The following is a 23337-nucleotide window of genomic DNA, read 5'->3' on the forward strand; positions in this document are numbered from 1 at the left end:
AATTTTCAAAGCTGCACTATATTCTTAACTTGCAAAATATAAACTTCTAAAACTAAACTATGCTTAAAAAACCTCTACTCTTAGCTGCTGTAGCGTTGCAATTTGCTTTTGTAGCGCAGGCCCAGCAGGAACCTGTAAACCTTGATGTGGTGCACCGCATCAAGCAGGAAGGCCTGAAGAACTCTCAGGTAATGGAAACCGCTTTTTACCTGACGGATGTATCGGGGCCGCGCCTTTCCGGATCACCGGGATTGGACAGAGCCAACCAATGGGCTAAAAATAAATTAACGGAGTGGGGCCTTAAAAATGCCCAACTCGAAGCCTGGGGTGAGTTTGGCAAAGGCTGGGAGATTGAGAAATCCTACATCGCCATGACGGCCCCATACTACCAGCACCTGATTGCCACACCAAAAGCTTGGACACCCGGCACCAATGGACCTGTAAAAGGAAAGGCAGTATTAGTTGAGATTGAGAAGGAAGAAGACCTGCAGAAGTATAAAGGACAGCTAACAGGCAAAATTATACTTACAAAGCTGGATAACGAAGCCAAAACTAGCTTTGAGGCCGATGCGAAACGTTATTCTCTTGATGAGCTGAAAGAACTGGCCATGAGCCCTGAAGCAACCGGCAACACCAACAGCACCTGGACACCTGAGCGAATTGCGCAGTACAGAGCACGTATGGCGCTGCGTAGCAAGGCCACAGAGTTCTTTAAAACAGAGGGCGCTGCTGTTATACTTAGCTCCAGGGGCGGTGTGCACGGTACACACTTTACCAGCAATGGTGCTCCTTATGCCAAAGATGCTGCCACTGCCCTGCCAGAACTGGAAATGGGTTTAGAAGACTACGGCAGACTCGTGCGCCTGCTTGAGGCAAAACAGCCTGTAGAGCTGGAAGTTGAAACAAAAACAAAGTTCCACACAAACGACCTGAAAGGCTACAATGTAGTTGCTGAAATACCAGGCACAGACAAAAAGTTAAAAGATGAAGTAGTAATGCTGGGTGGCCACATCGACTCTTGGCATGCCTCTACGGGCGCAACTGATAACGCTGCCGGAGTAGCCGTAATGATGGAAGCTGTTCGTATTTTGCAGGCAATGGGCATTCAGCCAAAGCGCACTATCCGCATTGCGCTGTGGGGCGGCGAAGAGCAGGGCCTGCACGGCTCAAGAGGCTATGTAAAGCAGCACTTCGGAGATCCGGCTACCATGAAACTTACTAAAGAGCACGAAAAGTTATCAGCATACTATAACCTGGATAACGGCACCGGCAAAATCCGTGGGGTATACTTGCAGGGCAACGATGCTGTTAGGCCGTTAATGGAGGCATGGCTGGCCCCTTTCCACGATTTAGGCGCTACAACTGTAACTATTCGCAATACAGGCGGCACAGACCATTTGGCCTTTGATGCTGTAGGCTTACCAGGTTTCCAGTTTATACAGGATGAGATAGACTACGATACCCGCACGCACCACACCAACCAGGATACTTATGAGCGTCTTCAGGCCGACGACCTGAAGCAGGCTGCTACCATTGTAGCCTCTATTGTGTACCATACCGCCATGCGCGACAAGTTAGTACCGCGCAAGCCGCTGCCAAAGCCAAGACAGGCTTCTTAGCATTATACTTTACCCCCGGGCTACTATAAGTCCGGGGGTTTGTTTTATAGCTATTTATTAATTAATTTTCAGGTAATCAACCTAATACATGTACTCAAGTTAATGCAGCATCTAACAACTTTTCGGGAATTAATCACCTCAACCGGAAAACCGTACCTCACTATTTACTATAATGAGCAGCACAACTGGGTATATAATAACTGGATTGGGTATGTAACCCCCGATAATGTAAAGCAGGGTTCACTTGCTGTGTTGGATGCCCTGGAAACTTACCACACCCCCTTAGGCCTGAACGACAACAGAGAACTGGTAGGCCCCTGGGACCAGGTGGTTGGCTGGATAGAAACCGAATGGATACCCCGGGCAGAAAAGGCCGGTCTTCAGTTTTATGCTCTTGTAGTAGATGCTGAAGCATTTGCGGCTGCATCCGCAGCAAAAATGTTAAACAAAGTGCACAACAAATTTGACATGAGGATTTTCAATGATATAACAGCAGCTGAAGATTGGCTCCAAAAGTGCACCCTTAAAGTAAAATAAACCTGCACAAGCCACAAAAACAGCTGCATCTAAGTATAACCTTATTCTACTGCGTACATCTCCAATAACGCAGGATTAAAAGTATACCAATTTAAACCCATTGATCTTTTTGCGTGATACTTGCGCTAAATTCAAACAGTTGGGCTGCACAAACATTTTAACTTGTTTTAGCTTTACGGAAGCATTACAACGTATTCAGGTACATGAGCAAGACATTTAAAACTCCAGATAAGGTAATTTATGTATGCACAGGCAGCAAGTGCAAAAAGAAAGGCGGCAAGGACAACGGCAAGGCACTCCGCAACTTGATAAAGGATGCTGGGTTGAAAGCAAGTGTAGAGGTTATTAAAACAGACTGCACCGACCGCTGCGACTTTGCCCCGGTTATGTGCTTTCAGCCGGATAACATCTGGATGCACCATGTAACGGAACAAGACGCAATACGCGCCTTTAACGAACACATCTTAAAGCGAACACCGCCTCCCGAACATCCATAAAAGAGAAAAGCCTTTGGTGCATAACCAAAGGCTTTTCTCTTTTATAATTTGTACAAATTACTCGTATGTATCTTCATACTTTATTTTCGGTACGCGCTTGTCAATCTCGTATTGGCCTGTTCCGTCTTCGCCTATTACCTCAAACAGCTCTAACGCACGGCGGGCTACATACTCCTCTTCGATCTGCTCTTTCAGGAACCATTGCAGGAACGTGAAGGTAACATAGTCTTTAGCTTTCTGGCATTTGTCTGCCATACGGTTAAACGACTGCGTTACGGCAATCTCCTGCTGCAGCGCCTGCTCAAACACGCTTTTAAACGACTCGAACTCTACTTGCACGTTAGTTACATCCGGAGACACAGCACGCCCTCCCATATCAGACACGAACTTAAACAAGCGCAGCATGTGCTCACGTTCCTCATCCGACTGGTTTTTGAAATACCCCGCGCTAAAGTCAAAGCCGTTTCGGTCGCACCAGCTGCTCATGGCCAGGTACATCGCCGAGGCCTCTGCCTCCATCTTAATCTGGTCGTTTAAGGCTCTTTCAATATCCTCGGTAAGGGAAGTTCTTAATCTGAGTAAATCCTTCATAGGGGTTAGGGTAATTTAGGTTAGATGTGGGTAAGCCCTTATAAAAAGGCCTCCTTATACATACCCAAAATACATAAAATTGTTTTATCCTGATCAACTGAGACAGAAATATGGAAGTAGTCTAAATAAAAAAGCACAGCGCTCAGGCTGTGCTAACAAGAATATTTGAAGGGGCTATACTTAAGCTATCTGCGTGTAAAGGCACTCATGCAGCATGCTGTTTAAATCAAGCGAGAACTTAGCCTCTGCCAGAAGTGCTTTAAATGCGCAGAGCTGCGGCAAGGCCAGCACGTAAATCTTATCGCATCCGCAAACCGATATGATCTCAAAATCCGTAGCTCTGTCGGTGCTCGCGGCCATCACTTCCAAATCAATACTATCAACTGCTTTCTTCAACCTCAGAAACGCTTCTACCTTTAATACGGCAAGCTCTCCATCAAAATGCACCACCAGCCTGTTGCGGCGATCGCATTGGTAAACTGCCCCTGCTTCTGAAGTATAAATATCGGTTAATTGTATGGATGTCTGCATTTTCTCTCTTAACTTAGCTTTGGCTGCTTGTAGTAGATGTGCAAAGCTACACACTATTTAGAATCAGTCCAAATAAATTTAACTGATATTTATCATCTTGCTGATGCACGCGATAGAAAAGGTAAACCTGGCTGATAAATTCGGCCTGATAAACGACTACTGGAACCCACGCATTGCTGGTGAGCTAAATGGGCAGCAAGTTAAACTGGCAAAGTTTAAAGGCGAATTTGAGTGGCACCACCACGAGCACGAAGATGAGTTTTTTCTGGTGATTAGTGGGCAGTTTGAGATGCACCTGCGCGATAAAATTATCTTGCTAAACCCTGGCGAGTGCCTTGTTATACCTCGTGGCACAGAACACAAGCCAGTAGCACCCATAGAGGCAGCTGTGCTGATGTTTGAACCTGCAAGTACAGTAAATACAGGTAACTTAGAGAACAGCCAGCGCACCCGTGCTGACCTGGAGAGACTATAGTTATTGATTATTTATAGTTGGCTCATGGTGCTGGGTTCAACCACCACCCCTTTATCCCCTCCTGGCTAAGAGTGGTTGGCCCGGTACAAAAGGCTATACTTTAAACTTTACGTCTACAAGCTTCGGCACTTTTACAAGTATGATTTTGAGGTTTAAGCGAACGATATCGCCCATACATTTGCATTTCAGAAACTCTTTGGCTTTGTGGTGCTGGGCCAGTTCACGCTTTAGCTGTTCTATCTTTTCGGGAGTAGAGATGGTATCCTGGCGCATGCAGTCTATCAAATCCTTCAGGCGGTAGCGGGCTGATTTAAGCCGCCGGAACATGAGCGTGCGCTCTTCGTTCTGGTACTGCTTCACTACATCTGGTTTCAACAGCTTCATCACCAGGTCCACAATGGCATTATTGTCTTTAAAGAACTGCGGCAGGTACATCGTTTTTTTTCCCTCATACGATTGCTGGTCAAAGTCGATGGGGCGCACCCGGTACTGCTCATCCTCAAAGTCGGGGGTTACGTCTACCACATAGTTATACGAGCGCATATCGCCTAGCAAACGTATAAAGCAACGCTCGTTAAATTTAACAAACTCCTTGGCAATACGCACTTTGTTGGCGCTTTTCCGGTTCAGGTAATCTTTGATGAACGTATCGCCGGGGATGCCTGCAATGTGTTCCTCAATTAAAGAATCGCCGTCAACGAGGTAGTTAAAGCGGCTTGGCGATAGAATATGCTCCAGCTCTAATCCGTAAATGCGCGAGGCATCGGCCCGCTTCACATAAAAGTAGTCGTAGTTATCGTTCAGTTGGTTCATAATCTGCACCCTGAAAGGGTTAGAGTTGCCAAAGGTGCAGTAGTCAATCCGGGACACATACAGGTGCTCCATCACCGACATATCGCCGTCTGTTTTAAGGAGGGCGTAAATCCTGGTAAGGCCCTTGTTAAGCTCTTGCTGCGTTTGCTGCTCATACATCACCGACTCCCACAGCGTATCGTGCCCCTGCTTGTCGTAATACGGAAACGAGTCGGAGTAATGCAGCAGGTCCTCGTACTTTACCGGCAGTTGTGTTTCGCGGTCGTAGTAGTGCAGGTATTTGCGCAACCCTTTTGATATAGGGTAAAAAAGCTTCTTTTTAGAGATGTACACTTGCAGGAATTATAAAGGCTGAATGATAAAGTATGAAGGCGGCCTGGCAGAAAGTATACTTTTAGCCGGCAAGTATGGTTATGCTTAGACCAATCAAATTAGTTACTCCAAAGTATAAATCTATACTTGCGTTGATTCACAATGCAGCAATTATACTGTTAGGCCTCCAGCAGGTTATTCTGGTTTAGCACCTGCAGCACCTCTGTTTTATAAAAACGCCCTATAGGGATCTCGGTTTTGCCTATATCTACAGCGGTAGCCGAGAAAGCCTGTATTTTATCCAGAGCCACAATAAAAGAGCGGTGTATGCGCAGAAACTTTTCCGGCGGCAGCTTCTCTTCCAGGAAAGAAATCTTTTGGTAGGATATAATCTCCTTACTCTCCGTTTTAACGCGGATATAGTCTTTAAGGCTCTCGATGTAAAGTATGTCTGAGAGCATTACCTTCACCATTTTCTTATCTGCCTTCAGGTAAATAAACGCCTCTTTGTAATCGGGGCCGGCTGTGGGGGTGCTAACCGGCTGTGGGGCTGCTGCAGCAGGTGGGGCAACTCTGGGAGCCTCGGCAGTTGATACCTTGGCTACTGCTTTCAAAAAGCGCTCAAAAGCAATAGGCTTTAGCAGGTAATCAAGGGCGTTCAGTTCAAAACCTTCCAGGGCATAATCGCGGTAGGCGGTGGTAAAGATTACCCTCGGGGGATTAGCAAGCGATTTCAGAAAATCAATACCTGTTAACTTGGGCATCTGGATATCCAGGAACAGCAGGTCTACCTGGTGGGTTTGCAGGCAAGTATAAGCCTCTACGGCATTGTTGCAGCGGCACACTAATTCCAGGTTATCCAAGCGTTCGATAAACGTTTCCAGCACATCCAGCGCCAGCGGTTCGTCGTCCACTATCATGCATTTGATCTTCATGGTTGCTTATTTTTCTTAACAGTACGAAGTAAAAATATTACCCCTAGTTATACTTGTATACGAGGTATTTATACTTAGTCGAGCTCTATTTCGAGCATGGCAGCATAGTTCTCCGGCTCGTCTTCTATCTCTAACTTAAACTTGCCCTCATATAGTAACTCCAGGCGGCGTTGCAGGTTTTTTAAACCAATACCGGAGGCCATATCGCGGGTGTTATTGCTGGCTTTCACGCCGCACTTGCAATTCTCTACCAACAGTACAAGCCTCTCCCCTGCTACTTTAACATCTATGCGTACCCAGGCATTCTCGGTTTCGGTGCTTACGCCGTGTTTAAAGGCATTCTCTACAAAGGGCAATAGCATCATGGGGGCTATCTGTTTACCGGCTATACTTCCAGTTTCTGTTAGCTTAACGTCTACGCGCTCGCCATAGCGCATTTTCTCCAGGGCCACATAGTTTTTTATATAAGCAAGCTCCTTCTCCAGCGGCACTTTCGCAGCGTTGGCATCATACAGCATGTAGTCCATCAGGCTCGAAAGCTTAAGCACAACTTCCGGGGCGGTATCGGATTTCTTTAAGGTGAGCGAGTACAGACTATTGAGGGTGTTAAACAGGAAGTGCGGGTGTATCTGGGCTTTCAGGAATTTAAGCTCTGCCTCCAGTTTATCCTTGGTTAGTGTTTGGGCTGATTGCTGGTGGCGGTACCAGTTCTTTAGCAATGCTATCACAGCTGTAATAGCTACAACATAGCTTATGTTTACCCCATTTTTTATGAAGCGGTAAAATGTCAGGTCGTCCTGGGAGCAGGTGATAGGGCAAAAAAGCGGGTGTATCAGGAAAGGCATCAGCACAAACTGCATCATAGCTGCAATAGCCCCCATCAGCAGCAGCAGGTAAACGAAGAACTCAAGGTAGCGTTTATCCAACAGGTAGCGCGGCATCAGGTAATACATGTTAAAGTATACTAACAGCATTTTAAAGGGCAACTCCACGAACTCAATCATAAAAGCGTTGTAGTAGTCGTCGATGTAGCTGCCATACAGCAACCCAAAAAACACTACAAATGCAGCCCAAAACGCAGCATGCAGCAGCAGGCGGTTCTGTGTAACGCTGCGCACTTCTGGTATGCTCCAGGTTGTTGGCCCGAAAGCCCTTGCCGTACTCAACTTTATCTCCATTTTACAAAGTTATACTTTATAATGCTGTGCGCTAGTGGGCTGCACCTTGTTTTAGACGGTTTGCTAAGTATAAAGGCCAGGTAACAGCATTTGCAGGACTAACAGTTTCTGGAGCTAAATGATTTTTTAAACCACCTGCTACAGTACATTCCCGGCAAATTGGCTGTTTTATACTTGACCCTGATTAGTTCTAAAGCATTAACAATACCTACAGCTATACGTTGCTCCTGCTTTTACCCGCGCAATACACGCTTGTACCGCGGCTAAACACGATGATTTGTTGCTGCTTTCTCTAAAAAAGAGGCTAATCAGCCAAAGTAGCATGATCTAAAGCTATACTTTATATAATGGGAAGCATGGTTTTGCCAGCGTATGAGCAAGCACAATGTCTTTTTATGGCAAAACGTTCCTAAAAAAGGCAAAGCGTGCTATCTAATCTATAGAAATAACTATATTGTATAGAATAGTTTTAACGGGTAAGTCCGCTTGAATAAGCTTTACCTCATTGAAGCAATGTATAAAAGGAGCCAAAAGTACTCCGTACATAATGCAGATAAACTCACGATGACGTTTACACAGTAGTTGGCTTTAATGTAAATTATGGAAAAAGAGAATCTGTTTCGGGGTTACTTAAGGCTTTCAAAATTTAGCTATTTCAAAGAGTCCAACACATGGAATTTTAACTTTGAAGAGAAGATAAGTCTTCAGTCAGAGTGCCTTTGGAGATTCTTGCATGGAGGTAAAATCAGGTATACTTCCAATGACCATGGACAAAAGTACGGGCATGAAAAGCCTTATGACTTAGAGACCGAAATTCAGAAGCTTCTACACAATACTGCACTACACAGGATAGATAGAAACTTGCTAACAGGAGATTTGTATCTTGAGTTTGAACAGGAATACAAGTTCGAGTTATTAACTGACTCAAGCGGATTTGAAAGCTGGTCACTTGAAATAGGTAAAAGACAAATTATTGGGTTGGGTCAAGGAGATGTAGCGAAGTTTGAGTAAAGAACCACTTAAGCCAACCAAGTATAGCAGTCATGCTGCGGCTGACGCCTTGCCATCTGCTATACCAGCCCGTTGGATGTAAGTAAAACCATAAATGAAACCTATCCTTTACATATTATTCTTGCTTGTGATTCCATCAACAGTAAATGGACAGGTCTTCAATGAGCAAATAGCCTTTGACTATTTTAAGGAAGTGATTTCAGATTCAGTTTATGGCAGTAAGACTGTGTTCAGAGTAGAACCTCAGATAGTTGAATACAACCCAATTTACCGACCAAACTGCCACCAGAATAATGTCTTTAGACAAGATTGGAAGGACTTGTCTTCTATGGATTCTATAGGTACTAGGACCATTGTAAGTATAAATAAAAACTATAGACCGCTTCATCCCTCTGTTAATAACAACAAGTTTCCTAAACCTAATTTTAAGACAAAACCAGGCATATGGAAGCAATCGACAAAAGTGCATGTGTCAGAAGCAGTAATCTTGAAAGAAGGTACCTATATTGTTACTATCATGGTTCATGTACCACACGGACTTGACAATTACTATATTGAAGTAAGTAAAGGTGGTGAAGTAACTAAGTGGTGTAAAGGCGGATTTGTATATTGAATAAAAGAAAAAATACTTGTATCCAACAAGGTTTATACACTATGCTTCGGCTGATTGCCTCGCACAAGGTATACACAAGTACGTTAGGGTGCAAAACCAGAATAAAATTTCTCTGTTACATCAACTCCTTTGCCGGGTCCCAAAACAGCTTCTCAAAATCCACAACCTGGTTATTCTCTACTTTTACGCCGTCCTGCTCCAGGCGCTCTTGCATGGCATTGGGTGCATCAAAGTGTTGGCTGCCGGTTAGTAAACCCACTCTGTTTACAACCCTATGGGCTGGTATTTTAGTAAGCGGATGCGAGGCAATTAAAGCCCAGCCCACCATCCGTGCCGAGCCTTTTGCCCCCAGGTAGCTGGCGATGGCACCATAAGAGGTAACCCTGCCTTTAGGTATTAGCTTTACCACTTCATACACATCCTGAAAAAAATTTTCTTTCTTCTTATTTTCGCTCATAAGGCACAATTTATACTTGCTTGCTGTTTAAACACAGAAATTAACCGTTCGTCGTGTAAGGCACCTTGTTGGTCTATTACGGCTGCAGTTGCTTTTCTTTAAAATTGCTTATGCGTAATTTTAAACGTTTTACCTTTTGCATAGTCTAAATCAAGATGCATTTTTAAACCCTCTGACGGAGGGTCATAAATATAACGCTTTACCTATAAACCCCGGACTAAATTTAAATGAGTAAACCTGTAAAATCCATCCTTATACTGGTAGCTGTTGTAGTTGTAGGCTACCTGCTTTATTCTAAAATATTTGCAGGCGACGAGCAAGCCTCTGCTGCTGCGGGTGGTAAAGGCGGCCCTATGGCCCAAAAAGTAGCTGTAGATGTATACGTTGTTTCACCAGCCGCTTTCCAGAATAAAATAACAACTACCGGTACCGTATTGCCTAACGAAGATGTAGAGCTAAGAAGCGAAATTGCAGGCCGCATAACAGGTATAAATTTTAAAGAAGGCACACATGTACGCAAGGGGCAATTGCTGCTCACCGTAAACGATGCCGAAATGCGCGCGCAGCTGCAAAAGCTGGAATCTAACCAGAAACTGTACCGCGAAATGGAAGAGCGCCAGCGTACCCTCCTGGAGAAAGAGTATATCAGCGCACAGGAGTACGACCAGGTAAGCAACCAGCTGGCAACCGCAACCGCCGACATACAAGCCCTAAAAGCAACGCTGGCAAAAGCGTATATAAGAGCCCCTTTTGATGGCGTGGTTGGTTTGCGCCAGGTAAGCGAAGGCAGCTATGTGTCTGCTACTACCCCAATTGCCCGCATTGTGGATATCAGCCCCGTTAAAATAGATTTTGCCATACCAGGCCGCTACAGCCAGCAGGTTAAAACAGGCGACAAAATTACTTTTACCGTTGAGGGAAGGCCCGAAGTATACAACGCATCTATTTATGCTGTACAGCCAGGCATAGACCCAACTACACGCACCCTACAAGTACGGGCGCTGTTCGACAACAAAAGCGAAGAGGTAAAACCGGGTTCGTTTGTAAATGTGGCACTATCGCTTAAAGATTCAGACGATGCCATACTTATCCCGACAGAAGCAATCATACCAGAGGCAACCGGGCATAAAATCTTCCTGTCTAAAAATGGCAAAGCTGTTGCCCAGATGGTAAAAATTGGCCAAAGGTCAGAAACGCTGATCCAGATTGTGGAGGGCGTAGCTCCCGGCGACACCATTATCCGCTCTGGCATACTGCAGGTGCGCGATGGTTCTAACCTGAACATCAGAAAGGTGCAGTCAGCTGAGTCTGCTTTACAGGCTCCTGCACAAGAACCTGTTGATGCTGAATAAATTGCACAGCTAAAGCACCGGTGTTTTTCGTAGAACCGTTGATGGCATTACTCCAACCACAGCTGCTGCTGAAGCATGCCCGGGGCAGGAGAAAAGCCTGAGCAAGTATAAAAACAAACTTAGATACGCTTAAACTAAAGGTAAAAAGCGGCACAGAAAACATAAAGTGGCTTTGGTTGCTTTATAGTATGCGGCCTTTCACCTCTGAATACTACCAAAGATCTATATGGCAAGTTTATCAAACATAAGTATAAAACGCCCCGTGCTGGCCATCGTGATGAGCATCGCGATCATGGTATTCGGGTTTATAGGTATAACTTACCTGGGGGTGCGCGAGTACCCCAGCGTTGACCCTCCTATCGTAAACGTAAGAACCTCTTACACCGGCGCCAACGCCGAAACGATAGAGTCGGAGATAACGGAGCCGCTGGAGGAGTCTATTAACGGTATTGCCGGCATCAGAACGCTTACCTCCACCAGCAGCGAGGGCAGCAGCAACATTACCGTAGAGTTTAACCTAGACGTGGACCTGGAAACTGCCGCTAACGACGTGCGCGACCGCGTGGCCAGGGCACAGCGCAGGCTACCGGAAGATGCCGAGCCTCCGACTGTAGCGAAAGCCGACGCTGATGCCAACCCTATCCTGTTTCTGGGTATCCGTAGCGAAAACCGTTCGTTGCTGGAGCTCTCAGATATAGGTATGAACGTGTTTAAAGAGCAGTTGCAAACCATTCCGGGTGTGAGTGAGATTATGATCTGGGGTGATAAACGCTATTCTATGCGTCTTTGGATGGACCCTGATAGACTTGCCGCCTTACGCGTAACACCCCTCGAAGTACAAAATGCCCTGTCTCGCCAGAACGTAGAACTGCCATCAGGAAGTATAGAAGGCGCTACCACAGAGCTTTCAGTTAGAACAATGGGCCGTATCTCTACCGCCGAAGAGTTTAATAACCTGATCGTGCGCCAGGATGCAGACCGCCTGATTCGCTTCCGCGATATCGGTTACGCCCAACTTGCCCCTGAAAACGAGAAAACGGTGCTGCGCTACAACGGCATCCCGATGATTGGCGTGGTGCTGGTGCCGCAGCCTGGTTCTAACCAGATCGAGATTGCCGATGAGTTTTACCGGCGCCTCGAGCATATCAAAAAAGACATTCCCGAAGACCTGCAGCTAACTATTGGCTTTGATAATTCGCAATACATCAGAGCTTCTATTTCTGAGGTGCAGGAAACTATTTTCGTAGCCTTTGGCCTGGTGGTGGTAATCATCTTCCTGTTCCTGCGCGACTGGCGCTCTACCTTGATACCGGTTGTAGCCATTCCTGTCTCGCTTATTGGGGCCTTCTTCATTATGTACGTCATGGATTTCTCTATCAACGTGCTTACGCTGCTGGGTATCGTGCTGGCCATTGGCCTGGTGGTGGATGATGCCATTGTAATGCTGGAGAACATCTATACCCGCATAGAACGCGGTGAGAAACCGATTGACGCAGCTAAGAAAGGATCAAAAGAAATATACTTTGCCATTATTTCCACTACGGTTGCGCTGGCAGCGGTGTTTATGCCGGTTGCCTTCCTCGAAGATACCACAGGTCGCCTTTTCCGTGAATTTGGTATTGTAGTGGCTGGTTCTGTAATCATTTCATCTTTCGTATCCCTGACGCTTACTCCAATGATGTCGTCGCGGATTCTGAAGCACAGAGAAAGGCCAAACTGGTTTTACCGCAAAACAGAGCCATTCTTTACGGCACTTACCGATGGTTACCGCAGCAGCCTGGAAAGCTTTATGCGTGTGCGCTGGATGGCCTTTATACTTATCATAGCCGCAGCAGGAGCTATCTGGTGGCAGATGACTTCACTACAGTCTGAGTTAACCCCGGATGAAGACCGCAGCGGATTAAGAATAAACGCTACCGGCCCAGAAGGCGCTTCCTTTGAGTTTATGGACCAGTACATGAACGAGCTTACTGCCCTGGTTAACGACTCTGTTGAGGGAATATCAAGTATAACCTCAATGACGCGGAACTCTAATTCAGGCTTTATTCGCTTGCGATTGGTTGAGCCGGATGAGCGTAGCCAGAAACAACAGGAAATTGTAGAAAAACTACCTGGCCTTATCAGTCAAATACCAGGTGCCAGAGCGTTTGCCTCAGGCGATAAAGGCTTGGGTGGCGGACGTGGTGCCGGTCAGCCGGTTCAGTTCGTGGTGCAGTCGCAAAACATGGAGAAGCTCCGCGAGATAATACCGCCGTTCCTCGAAAAAGCGCAGCAGGACCCTACTTTTAACTTCGTGGACGTTAACCTGAAGTTTAACAAGCCGGAACTGCGTGTTGAGATTGACCGTGAAAAAGCGCAAAGCCTCGGCGTTACAGTACGCGATATAGCCCAAACCATACAACTTGGCCTAAGTGGTTCGCGCTTCGGATACTTTGTAAAAGGAGGAAAGCAATACCAGATCTTAGGTCAGGTAGCCCGCGAGAACCGTAGTGAACCACTAGACCTTCGCAGCCTTTACGTGAAAAGCTCAACAGGCGAACTGATTCAACTGGATAACCTAATAGAGCTTAAAGAGGAAAGCGCGTCACCGCAGGTATACCGCTTTAACCGTTTTGCTGCAGCCACCTTCAGCGCTACCCTTACAAAAGGTAAAACTATAGGAGATGGTATCGAAGCGATGGATGCTATCGCAGATGAGGTACTGGACGAGACTTTTCAGACAACGCTAACCGGGCAGTCAAGAGACTTCTCTGAGAGCTCAGGCAGTTTACTTTTTGCCTTTTTGCTGGCACTCGGCCTTATATACCTGGCACTTTCGGCACAGTTCGAAAGTTTCCGAGATCCGGTCATCATCATGTTTACAGTACCGCTTGCACTTTCAGGAGCATTACTCAGCCTTTGGTACTTCGACCAGACATTGAACATCTTCAGCCAGATTGGTATGATTATGCTTGTTGGTCTGGTAACGAAAAATGGTATCCTACTGGTAGAGTTTGCCAACCAGCGTAAAGAGGAAGGCCTTTCCAAAATGGAGGCAGCGACCGATGCAGCTGTATCGCGCTTCCGCCCTATCCTGATGACATCGCTCTCTACTATTTTAGGCACATTGCCAATTGCCCTGGCTTTGGGTACTGGTGCTGAGAGCCGTGTGCCAATGGGTATTGCGGTAGTAGGCGGCCTTATACTTGCAACCGGACTTACACTTTATGTAATCCCTGCTGTTTACTCATACTTCTCCTCCGCAGAAGCCAACATCATAAGCGATTCAGATGAAGAAGAGCAGGAGACAAAGCAAAAGAAGAAGATGCCGGAGTATGTGTAAGCATAGCCACTTAATTTGATTATTTAGCCAAAGGATTTTAACGCGATAGAATAAGTATAAATGTTTTCATACAGAGCCGCGGCGCTTCTCCTTATCGGATTAGCACTACTGATGCCGGATAGAGCCTTTAGCCAGGAACAGCTTTCGCTGGAGCAAGCCATCCGTTTAGGATTACAACATAACTACGATATACAGATTGCCACAAAGCAGGAAGCCATCAACGAAAACAACGTTACATTGGGCAACGCTGGTTTTCTACCGTCAGTAGATGGCAGGGCAACCCGAACCTTCAGCGAGAACAATTCGAGGCAGGAGTTCCAATCAGGGCCAGACCGAATACGTGACGGAGCCAGTTCGAACAATATGGGCTACGGCGTTAACCTGAATTGGGTGATATTTGATGGATTGGGCATGTTTATTAACCTGGAGCGCCTGAAAACGCTGGAAAAATCAGGTGAGCTTTTGACAAAGCAAACAGTAGAAACTACCCTCGCCGATATTACGGCCAGCTACTTTGAAGTGGCTCGCCAATCTTTCAAGATACAGGCGCTGCAGGATGCCATTGCCATTTCGGAGGCCCGCGTAGAAATTGCGCAGGCACAGTATGAGGTTGGCGTGAGTGCGAAAGTGGAAATACTACGGGCACAAGTGGATTATAACGCCGACAGGTCTGAATTGCTACTGCAGCAGGAAGTACTGCAAAACGCCAAAATCAACCTGAACCAGCTGTTAGGCCGAAACCCCGACATAAACTTTGTAGTTACCGATAGCATTGTTGTAGACCCAACCCTAAACTATGGAACAGCAGCAAACGACCTGTATGCTGCCAACCCTTTGTTACAGCGCCTGCAGCTTGACCGGCAGCTAGCAAGCCTCGATATGAAGGCTATTCGTGCCAGCCGTTTTCCTGTGATTGGTGTAACAAGCGCTTACAATTTTAGCCGCTCCGAAGCAGAGCCTTTAAATGAATTCCAGGCAAGGTTTAATCAGAACAGAGGCTATAATTATGGTTTAACGCTAAGTGTGCCAATCTTTAACGGGTTTAACATTAACCGGCAGGCTCAGAACGCCCGCATTAACCTGGAGTCTGTAAACCTGGAGTATCAGCGTGAAGAAAACCGTTTGCAGGCAGATGTAGCCCGTGCTTACAGCCAATACTCTAACAGGCTTCAGCTGCTGGAACTGGAAGAGGTAAACGTAAAACTTGCCCAGGAAAATGCCCAGATCGCGTTGGAAAGGTATAAACTAGGCTTGCTGACTGCCATTGAACTAAGAGAGGCACAACGTAACGAACTGGTTGCCTCTAACCGCTTAATCGATATAAAATACCAGGCTAAAACAGCTGAGGTAGAACTTAAACGCCTCTCCGGCACCCTTCTTCAGCCTGGCTTGCAATAAAGTTTTTTGTATATTCAGGTGTAAAAGCATAAAAGTATAGCCAAGGCTATACTTTTATGCTTTCAGGTAGTGTATCTTCCGGCATCTAAACAGCAACAATGGAGTCAGAGCTTTTCCAGAAACTAGCCACCTCGCTCGGCTTAGGTTTACTTGTAGGCTTACAGCGGCAGCACGAAAAATCAGAGCTTGCAGGTATACGTACGTTTCCGCTTATTACCCTTTTTGGCTCTTTAACAGCGTTACTTGCCCTGGAGTTTGGCGGTTGGATAATTGCCGCAGGAGTGCTAAGCCTGGCAGCACTTGTAGCAGTCGCTAATTTCCTGAAAAGCAAAAGCCTTGATTTTGATGCCGGATTAACCACAGAGGCCGCAGCGCTGCTCATGTTTGCCGTAGGTGCTTACCTGATGTTGGGCAGCGGAACTGTTGCCATTGCCATAGGCGCTACTACTGCTGTACTGCTTCACCTCAAAGAAACCCTGCACCGCATTGTGGAGCGCATTGGCGAAAAGGATTTGAAAGCGATTATGCAGTTCGTTGTTCTCCTGCTCATTATACTTCCGGTATTGCCAAACGAAACCTACGGCCCTTACGAAGTACTGAACCCGCACAACATCTGGCTGATGGTAGTGCTGATTGTAGGTATTAGTTTGCTGGGCTACTTTGCCTATAAGATTTTTGGGGGTAAGGCAGGCACCATATTGGGTGGCGTTTTAGGGGGGTTAATATCAAGCACGGCCACTACCGTAAGCTACGCGCGCCGCTCCAAAGGCAGCGACACAAGCACTAGCCTGGCTTCTATTGTTATTTTTATCGCTACCATTGTTTCGGTTGCACGCATTATAACAGAAGTTGCCGTTGTGGCACCTAATACAATACCTGTTGTTTTGCCACCACTTGCAGCACTCCTGGTGCTTATGCTGTTGGTAGGCGTGGTTACCTACTTGTTTACTAACAAAGAGCACGATAAAATGCCGGAGCAAGGAAACCCGGCACAATTTAAAACTGCACTTGTATTCGGGGCTGTGTATGCAATTGTTATACTTGCCACAGCCTTCGCTAAAGACCAATTAGGTAATAAGGGCCTGTTTATCGTAGCCATCATATCTGGCCTGACAGACGTTGACGCCATAACCTTATCAACTTCGCGCTTGATGAACATAGGAAACCTGGAAGAACAAACCGGCTGGAAAGTTATACTTGTGGCAGCGCTATCTAACCTTACCTTCAAAGGTGCCTTGGTTGGCTTTTTAGGTAACCGACAGGTGTTTGCAAGAGTGGCGGTATTATTTGGTATTGTGCTGGTTGGTGGGCTGCTGGTGCTGTGGTTATGGCCTTCTGATTTCTCTATGACTACTCTGTTCCCTTCTGCTAACTAAAGCTTGCCGGTTACTTTATACTTCAGCATTAGTTATAAATTTTCATGAAACTTCAGAGGATGTGTAGCCTTAGTTCCTTTCGGTTTATAGTTTGAGTTTATACTACAGCCACCATGCGTTCGTTGATCCTCGTATAGGCTTGCAGCACCACACTCCTATTGGTGTTGTTATTGTGTATACAAACGGGAAAGTATCATGCTTCCCTTAAACTCCCTGCCACCGTTTTCTCATCCTATTCTTTTCAGATCCTGTAGTAGATCCGGTAGGATGCCTGCTAAAGCTGTTGTTGTAAAAGTAGCACTAGAGAGCAGGCGTTTCGCTTTGTAACCATGTCAAGGCCTCCTCCTTTTGCCTGAAATTGCGCAGCAAGTATGGGAGTGCTAATGTTTGTTGGATGTGCTGCAGGTTTTCACTAGCTCTAACCTTCACAGTAGCATCAAGCGACTCCACCCGCGCCAATTTCTGCAAGCGTGTTTGTGCCAAAGCGCTTGCTAAGTACATAGAAACAGCTCTGCTCTCTTCCGGTGTAACAGATACCACTGTCCTACTTGAATCGAGAAGCACCTTCTTTACGTCATAGTTCCTGACTTTCTCCGCCAGTATATCGACGCTGCGCTTTAACTCTGGTAGCAGATAACCATGCAAGTCGGGATAGACAATGACCAGAATGTCGTTTGCAGGGTCGTAGTCCAGCCTGAGGATACTGTTTTCAAAGATAATCATGACCGTAAAGTATTTTAGGTAAATATACGGAATGCCTTGTGCTTGGTCTTACGAATATTCATAACATATGCCTATACATACTTACTAGTGTAGCTGCATTATCATCCTGACGTTCATTTAGGAGGGCGTGAGGCAGCCAACAGAATTGGCACCTACCAGCTTAACTATAGTCCGCTAATAAACATGTATTCTACTAGATTCATTCTCCTCCTATATAAAGGAGCATACCTTGCCTGATTTTATACTTTATTGAGGAGTATCTTGTAAACTGGCCCATAACATGGCATTCTATATGGCATGGGAATGGATGGTTAAGGCAACACCGGTTTTGGGTGATCAGAATCATGTAAAACCCTCCTGCCGGCAAGGCATCATTTTAAATATTTTTAATATCAGGAAGTTGACGCCATGTAATAGCACTTTTATAACCGAAGTTCTCCAGAAGCGATAGCGTATTAGAAAAGGATTTCTGGAAAGCGCACTAAGAAACGGACGTATAATCAGGCAAGACTATGGGTATAATACAAGATATCAAGCTGCAGCAACAGAGAATCTGATAAAGCCATTTTTGGCAGGCTGGTTGTACAGATTATAGTATGTGGGGTCTTGAAAGAAAGTACTTCAAATTAAATTTGAAACTGTGATAGCCACTCCAGCGCACTTTCCCTGTCTGTAAACATGCGGCTGGGGTTCTTAGGTTTGTTAACCATTATATAAAAGTTAGCAGCCATTTTAAGCATGGGCGAACTGATCAGAATAGCACTAGCGGTAACTAAATCATTCCCTTCATTGGCCAGGTAGTCCCTTGCTTCCTTAGTCGATTGTTTAATTCTAGTAATATCAAACAGAATAGGGTATGCTTTATAAGCGCTGAATTCCAAGCGATCCTTCACGCAAATTTTGGCAATGCCGAGGTCTACTAGTTCTATGTCTTTATAGATACAGTACAAAATCCCATTTTCAACAAACAAGTCTAAGTAGGTGGTTGATACAGAATTAGGATTTTTTTTGGAATTCATCCGTTAACTTTGAAATAAATAACGTGATTTATTTGTTGCTACTCTTTAGTTATGCAATTATAGGTAAAAACGTGGCAAAGATAAGACACAATAATATTATTGATACGGTAGACTCCGTGCTTTCCGTTTCTAAAAAGAAGGGAATTATTCACCTGCATGCTGAAGATCAGGAGCTAAGCGGACAGCACCTGACCTTAAACGGCAAAAAAGTTTTGCATTTTGGCACCTGTGGTTATTTGGCGCTGGAACATCACCCTGCTATCAAACGTGGTGCGATTGATGCCATTGAGCGTTTCGGCACCCAATTCCCCATGTCCCGCACTTACGTGTCTAACCCCCTGTACAACGAACTGGAGGACCTGATCAAACAACTGTATGGTGTGCCGGCTGTCATCTCTAAAAACTGTACGCTTGCCCACCTTACGACTATCCCCAGTATTATACGGCAGTCTGACCTGGTGATACTCGATCATCAGGTACATGCTAGTGTACAGGAGGCTGTAAAGAAGCTGTTGAGCCAGGGCGTTACCGTAGAAATGATTCGCCACAACAACTTGGAGATGCTCGAAGACCGCATTAAAAAGCAGCGTAGTAAATATGAGCGTATTTGGTATATGGCCGATAGCGTTTACTCTATGTATGGCGATTTTGCCCCGCTGAAAGAGATGATTGCGCTAGCAGAAAAGTATGAGCAGCTCCATTTATACGTAGACGATGCACACGGAGCAAGCTGGGCTGGAAAAAACGGCACCGGTTATGCAATGAGCCAAATGCCGGAAGGCCTGTATCACAAAATGATCCTGACAGCTAACCTGGGCAAGGCATTCGGAGCTTGCGGGGGGCTGTCGCTGTTTCCAAACGAGGAATGGTACCATAAAGTAAACAACTTTGGCGGGCCCCTTACTTTTTCTGTACAGATAGAGCCCGCTACGTTAGGGGCGGCCATTGCTTCCGCTAAAATCCATCTAAGTGATGAGATTTACGGCTATCAGGAAGAACTGCAGAAAAGAATTGCTTACTTTAACACACGCCTCCAGCAAACAGCTTTACCTCTGGTCCATGCATGCGAAAGTCCGATCTTCTACATTGGAACGGGCACCATGGATATGGGAAACCATTTGGTGCAGGCTTTGCTCCATGATGGTATCTATGTGAACTTGGCCACTTTTCCGGCGGTGCCTGCTAAAAACATCGGCGTGAGGATTACCATCTCCCTGAGCAATTCATTTGAGGATATTGATGTGCTGGTAAACAAGCTAGAGCAGCATTTTGAGGAGGCATTAAAAGCTTCCAATCAGACACACGAGAACATCCGCAAGGCATTTAAAATGCAGCCGCTGCCCTCATTGCCTGCCACCCCGCAAACTGCTCTTCAAAATGAGATCACAGTAAAACAATTTACAACTGTGAGCCACATAAATGCCGCTGTTTGGAACAAGTACTTAGGCCACAGGGGCATGTTTGACTGGGATGGAATGCGATTCCTGGAGGAGTCCTTTAAAGACAACCCGGGAAAGGAAAATAATTGGGCCTTTCGGTATTATACTATTACCGACTCGCAAGGCGTTATCATCCTTATGACCTTTGCCATGGTTGGGTTGATGAAAGAAGACATGTTTTCGCAGGCTTCTATTTCCAAAGCCATAGAAAAAGAACGCGAAACGAACCCCTACTACCTTACTACAACAGGCATCGTTATGGGCAGCTTGTTTACAGAAGGCAATCATTTATACCTCGATAGGAAAAGCCCGTACTGGAAAGAAGCGCTCAAAGCATTGATGCAGGAGTTGTATAAAGAGCAGGAAAAAGAAAATGCCAGCAGTATTCTGCTTAGAGACCTGGAGGCTCATGATCCAGAGATGCATGAGTTCATGGTTGAGCAGGACTTCGTAAAAATGGATCTCCCGGAATCATGTACTGTGGAGAACCTCCATTGGGCTACCGAAGAAGAATTCAGGAAAACGCTTTCCAAGAAGGGAAGAGAAAACTTTGTGCAGAAGATAAAGCGTTATGAAACTTACTATAATGTGGCAGTAAAAAGCAGCCTGTCTACGGAGGAATTACAGCACGCCATCTCCCTATTTAAAAATGTAAAGGGCAACAATCATGCAATCAACAATTTTCTATTCCCAGAAAAGCTGTTCCAATTGCTCAACGAAAACGCGGCATGGGAGTTTATTGAGCTATACATCAAAGAAGAATACACGATAAATAAAAAACCCGTAGCAGTTGCCTTTTGTCACAAGAATGCGAGCGGCGTGTATAGCTTCATGCTGGTAGGTATGGATTACGATTATCTGCTGGAGTACAACATCTACAGACAAACGCTTTACCAGGTAATAAAACGGGCCAACGCGCTGGGCTGCAGCAAAATCAACATGGGTATTTCGGCTACCATGGAAAAGAAAAAGGTAGGTGCCACACCCTATCCAAAAGTAGGTTACTACCAGGCAAAGGATAATTTTGCCATGGAGATGATGGGAGCTACTTTTGCAATAGAAAGAGAATAGCCGCATCTATCCTTAAAAGTATAAAAAATAGTACGTGAAAGTTCTAAAAGACAGACTTGAAGAAGTAATCACCCTGATTGCAGAGGTGGCAAACGGTAATTTCGATTATAAACTTAATGTATCAGAAACTGGTGACGAGTTAGATGCCGTTATTGCAGGCGTTAGCATGCTTGGGCAGGAGCTTAAAAATTCTACTGTATCAAGAGACTTCATGCAGAGTATTTACCAAGGTGTAGTCGACATGCTGTTGGTGCTGAATACCGACCGTACTATCCGGACGGTGAATGCGGCTTTTGAAGAAGCAACAGGCTTTAAAGAAGCAAACTTGTTGGGTAGGCATATTTCTGAACTGTTTGAAGCAAAAAACAAGGAGAGCCTTGAGATCGGACTAGCTGACCTGGAGGAGAAGGGTAAAACACTTAACGCGGAGTTATTGCTGCGTACAACCCACTCTAACACGATATCTACATCCTGCTCCATATCTTATCTCCGAAACAGCAAACAGGAGAAAGACGGCATTTTAATCATCTCGAAGGATATAACAGAGCTTAAGCGCAAGGAGTTGGAACTGCAAGAGGCAAAAGAAAAAGCAGAAGCTGCAAATGAGGCCAAAAGCGAGTTCCTCTCCAGCATGAGCCACGAGATCCGAACACCTCTGAATGGCATAATGGGGTTCACCAATTTGCTGGTTGATACGCCATTAAATGAAGTGCAGAAACAGTATGTCAACCTCATTAAAACCTCTGGTTCTGCCCTTACTAAATTACTGAACGACATTCTTGACCTGCACCGGATAGAGCAGGACAAGATCTCAATTGAGGCAATACCATTCAATCTTCGTGAAACAATCGCATCACACCTGGAGCCATACAAGCACGTGGCCAAAAGTAAAAATCTCACATTTTCCTATACGTTTGACGCAGACATTCCACAGGTACTAATAGGTGACCCAATGCGCCTGAACCAAGTTCTTGTAAACTTGATCAGTAACTCCATTAAATTCACCGAGGCAGGAGGTATAAAAGTTCATTGTTCCCTTCTCTCTGCTTATGAGTTAGGCACGCCCGTGGAATTGAGGTTCTCAGTAAGCGATACAGGTATTGGTATTCCACCGGAAAAGCAGGAACTCATTTTTGACTCCTTTACCCAATCCGATCAATCCATGTCGCGCAGATACGGTGGGTTTGGTTTAGGATTGGCCATATGCAAAAAGCTGGTTAATCTGATGAACGGTAAGATGGGAATTATCAGTCCTCCTGCAGGCGAGGCAAGTGGCGCTACTTTTTGGTTTAATGTAACGCTTAAAAACTTAAGCGAGGAAACACTTTTGCCAGAGGATGACGCTGCCGATATAACCTTTAAGCTACAGCAGCCTACGCACATTTTGGTGGTAGATGATAACCCAATCAATATTTTACTGATTCAGGATGTGCTGGAAAATTATGGGGCGACTGTTACTACGGCAGAGAATGGACTGGATGCAGTAAAATTGGCATTAGAACATGCTTTCAACCTCATTCTGATGGATGTACAAATGCCCGGCATGGATGGTTTGGAGGCTGCGAGCCGACTCAGAAAAGCAAACATCACAAGCCCTATCATTGCCTTTTCAGCCAATGCTTTTAGCGAGGATATTGCCAAAAGCAAGCAAGCAGGCATGAATGATCATCTGTGCAAACCCTTTACGGATAAAGACATAGTCACATTGCTGAAGAAATGGGTTTAACTGAACGGCACTCTATTTAAATGCATGCAGGATGTTAATGGACCAACCTGTTACTGCCCTTAGAAAACCGTTCAGTTAAGTATCCATTTGGATGGGTTTTCGTTAGCTCCCTATCGGTGGCATCTGCATGCCGGAGATGAGGTTGGGATCGTGGCGGAAGTCAAAGCAGGATCCTTCGTCAATTTTCCCAATAAGTCTGTCCTTCGGTGAGCGCGGCGCTCCCCGCTCCCGGCCCTCGCCTTCTGCAGGGCTGGGCCGGCACCATCATCCCTATCGCATCAGGTAGACCTCCGTCCTGCGGTGGGCCCTGCCTTTTTCTGCCCTCACCTCGCTCTCCAGCGT

The 23337-nt window shown here is 45.7% G+C and carries 20 protein-coding genes; 12 read left to right on the forward strand and 8 right to left on the reverse strand.

What is annotated here, in order from left to right:
• The first annotated feature begins 59 nt into the window (after positions 1-59).
• From Q1A23_RS13995 to Q1A23_RS14005, 3 genes are all read left to right on the forward strand, one after another.
• On the forward strand, positions 60-1619 hold the full coding sequence (locus tag Q1A23_RS13995; RefSeq protein ID WP_299824335.1) for a M20/M25/M40 family metallo-hydrolase: 1560 nt from the start codon (positions 60-62) through the stop codon (positions 1617-1619).
• A 102-nt stretch (positions 1620-1721) separates the two neighbouring features.
• Positions 1722-2156 carry an STAS/SEC14 domain-containing protein gene (locus Q1A23_RS14000; RefSeq protein WP_299824337.1) on the forward strand — a complete coding sequence of 145 codons (435 nt, stop codon included), beginning with the start codon at positions 1722-1724 and terminating at the stop codon, positions 2154-2156.
• Positions 2157-2359: 203 nt separating this feature from the next.
• The gene (locus Q1A23_RS14005) at positions 2360-2653 is read left to right on the forward strand and encodes a (2Fe-2S) ferredoxin domain-containing protein (RefSeq protein WP_299824339.1); all 294 of its coding nucleotides are present in this window, start codon (positions 2360-2362) and stop codon (positions 2651-2653) included.
• 57 nt (positions 2654-2710) lie between these two features.
• On the opposite strand, the gene Q1A23_RS14010 is transcribed toward Q1A23_RS14005, so the two are convergent.
• Positions 2711-3244, reverse strand: coding sequence for a ferritin (locus Q1A23_RS14010; RefSeq protein ID WP_299824342.1), 534 nt, complete (start codon positions 3242-3244; stop codon positions 2711-2713).
• A 180-nt stretch (positions 3245-3424) separates the two neighbouring features.
• On the reverse strand, positions 3425-3775 hold the full coding sequence (locus Q1A23_RS14015; RefSeq protein WP_299824343.1) for a hypothetical protein: 351 nt from the start codon (positions 3773-3775) through the stop codon (positions 3425-3427).
• A 103-nt stretch (positions 3776-3878) separates the two neighbouring features.
• Between Q1A23_RS14015 and Q1A23_RS14020 the strand changes: the two genes are divergently transcribed.
• Entirely contained in the window at positions 3879-4250 is a 372-nt protein-coding gene (locus tag Q1A23_RS14020) for a cupin domain-containing protein (protein ID WP_299824345.1), read from the forward strand.
• A gap of 93 nt (positions 4251-4343) precedes the next feature.
• Here the strand turns inward: Q1A23_RS14020 and Q1A23_RS14025 are convergent, their stop codons facing one another.
• From Q1A23_RS14025 to Q1A23_RS14035, 3 genes are all read right to left on the reverse strand, one after another.
• Entirely contained in the window at positions 4344-5402 is a 1059-nt protein-coding gene (locus Q1A23_RS14025; RefSeq protein WP_299824396.1) for a hypothetical protein, read from the reverse strand.
• A gap of 152 nt (positions 5403-5554) precedes the next feature.
• Positions 5555-6310, reverse strand: coding sequence for a LytTR family DNA-binding domain-containing protein (locus Q1A23_RS14030; protein ID WP_299824347.1), 756 nt, complete (start codon positions 6308-6310; stop codon positions 5555-5557).
• A gap of 74 nt (positions 6311-6384) precedes the next feature.
• On the reverse strand, positions 6385-7488 hold the full coding sequence (locus Q1A23_RS14035) for a histidine kinase (RefSeq protein WP_299824349.1): 1104 nt from the start codon (positions 7486-7488) through the stop codon (positions 6385-6387).
• A 600-nt stretch (positions 7489-8088) separates the two neighbouring features.
• On the opposite strand from Q1A23_RS14035, the gene Q1A23_RS14040 reads away from it, so the two are divergent.
• Positions 8089-8499 (forward strand): hypothetical protein, encoded by a 411-nt coding sequence (locus Q1A23_RS14040; protein ID WP_299824351.1) that lies wholly within the window; start codon positions 8089-8091, stop codon positions 8497-8499.
• Positions 8500-8593: 94 nt separating this feature from the next.
• Positions 8594-9112 (forward strand): hypothetical protein, encoded by a 519-nt coding sequence (locus Q1A23_RS14045; RefSeq protein ID WP_299824353.1) that lies wholly within the window; start codon positions 8594-8596, stop codon positions 9110-9112.
• A gap of 115 nt (positions 9113-9227) precedes the next feature.
• Here Q1A23_RS14045 and Q1A23_RS14050 read toward each other — a convergent pair whose 3' ends face one another.
• Complete coding sequence (locus Q1A23_RS14050; protein WP_299824354.1) at positions 9228-9569, reverse strand: MGMT family protein; 342 nt, start codon at positions 9567-9569, stop codon at positions 9228-9230.
• A gap of 227 nt (positions 9570-9796) precedes the next feature.
• Between Q1A23_RS14050 and Q1A23_RS14055 the strand changes: the two genes are divergently transcribed.
• The 4 genes from Q1A23_RS14055 (at position 9797) to Q1A23_RS14070 (ending at position 17017) form a co-directional block, all read left to right on the forward strand.
• A complete protein-coding gene (locus tag Q1A23_RS14055) occupies positions 9797-10921 on the forward strand; it encodes an efflux RND transporter periplasmic adaptor subunit (protein ID WP_299824356.1) in 1125 nt (374 codons plus the stop codon).
• Positions 10922-11147: 226 nt separating this feature from the next.
• Positions 11148-14243: an efflux RND transporter permease subunit gene (locus tag Q1A23_RS14060; RefSeq protein ID WP_299824357.1), complete on the forward strand. Its 3096-nt coding sequence runs from the start codon at positions 11148-11150 to the stop codon at positions 14241-14243.
• 60 nt (positions 14244-14303) lie between these two features.
• A complete protein-coding gene (locus tag Q1A23_RS14065; protein WP_299824359.1) occupies positions 14304-15641 on the forward strand; it encodes a TolC family protein in 1338 nt (445 codons plus the stop codon).
• Between the two features lie 98 nt (positions 15642-15739).
• Positions 15740-17017, forward strand: coding sequence for an MgtC/SapB family protein (locus Q1A23_RS14070; RefSeq protein ID WP_299824361.1), 1278 nt, complete (start codon positions 15740-15742; stop codon positions 17015-17017).
• 300 nt (positions 17018-17317) lie between these two features.
• Here Q1A23_RS14070 and Q1A23_RS14075 read toward each other — a convergent pair whose 3' ends face one another.
• Positions 17318-17740 carry a hypothetical protein gene (locus tag Q1A23_RS14075; RefSeq protein ID WP_299824363.1) on the reverse strand — a complete coding sequence of 141 codons (423 nt, stop codon included), beginning with the start codon at positions 17738-17740 and terminating at the stop codon, positions 17318-17320.
• 626 nt (positions 17741-18366) lie between these two features.
• Positions 18367-18759 (reverse strand): hypothetical protein, encoded by a 393-nt coding sequence (locus tag Q1A23_RS14080; protein WP_299824365.1) that lies wholly within the window; start codon positions 18757-18759, stop codon positions 18367-18369.
• Positions 18760-18830: 71 nt separating this feature from the next.
• On the opposite strand from Q1A23_RS14080, the gene Q1A23_RS14085 reads away from it, so the two are divergent.
• Together Q1A23_RS14085 and Q1A23_RS14090 are read left to right on the forward strand one after the other, a co-directional pair.
• A complete protein-coding gene (locus Q1A23_RS14085; protein ID WP_299824367.1) occupies positions 18831-21269 on the forward strand; it encodes a bifunctional aminotransferase class I/II-fold pyridoxal phosphate-dependent enzyme/GNAT family N-acetyltransferase in 2439 nt (812 codons plus the stop codon).
• 34 nt (positions 21270-21303) lie between these two features.
• On the forward strand, positions 21304-22995 hold the full coding sequence (locus tag Q1A23_RS14090) for a response regulator (RefSeq protein ID WP_299824368.1): 1692 nt from the start codon (positions 21304-21306) through the stop codon (positions 22993-22995).
• The last annotated feature ends 342 nt before the right edge of the window (positions 22996-23337 follow it).

Source organism: uncultured Pontibacter sp. (genome assembly GCF_947492645.1).
In the GTDB taxonomy this organism is placed as follows: Bacteria; Bacteroidota; Bacteroidia; order Cytophagales; family Hymenobacteraceae; genus Pontibacter.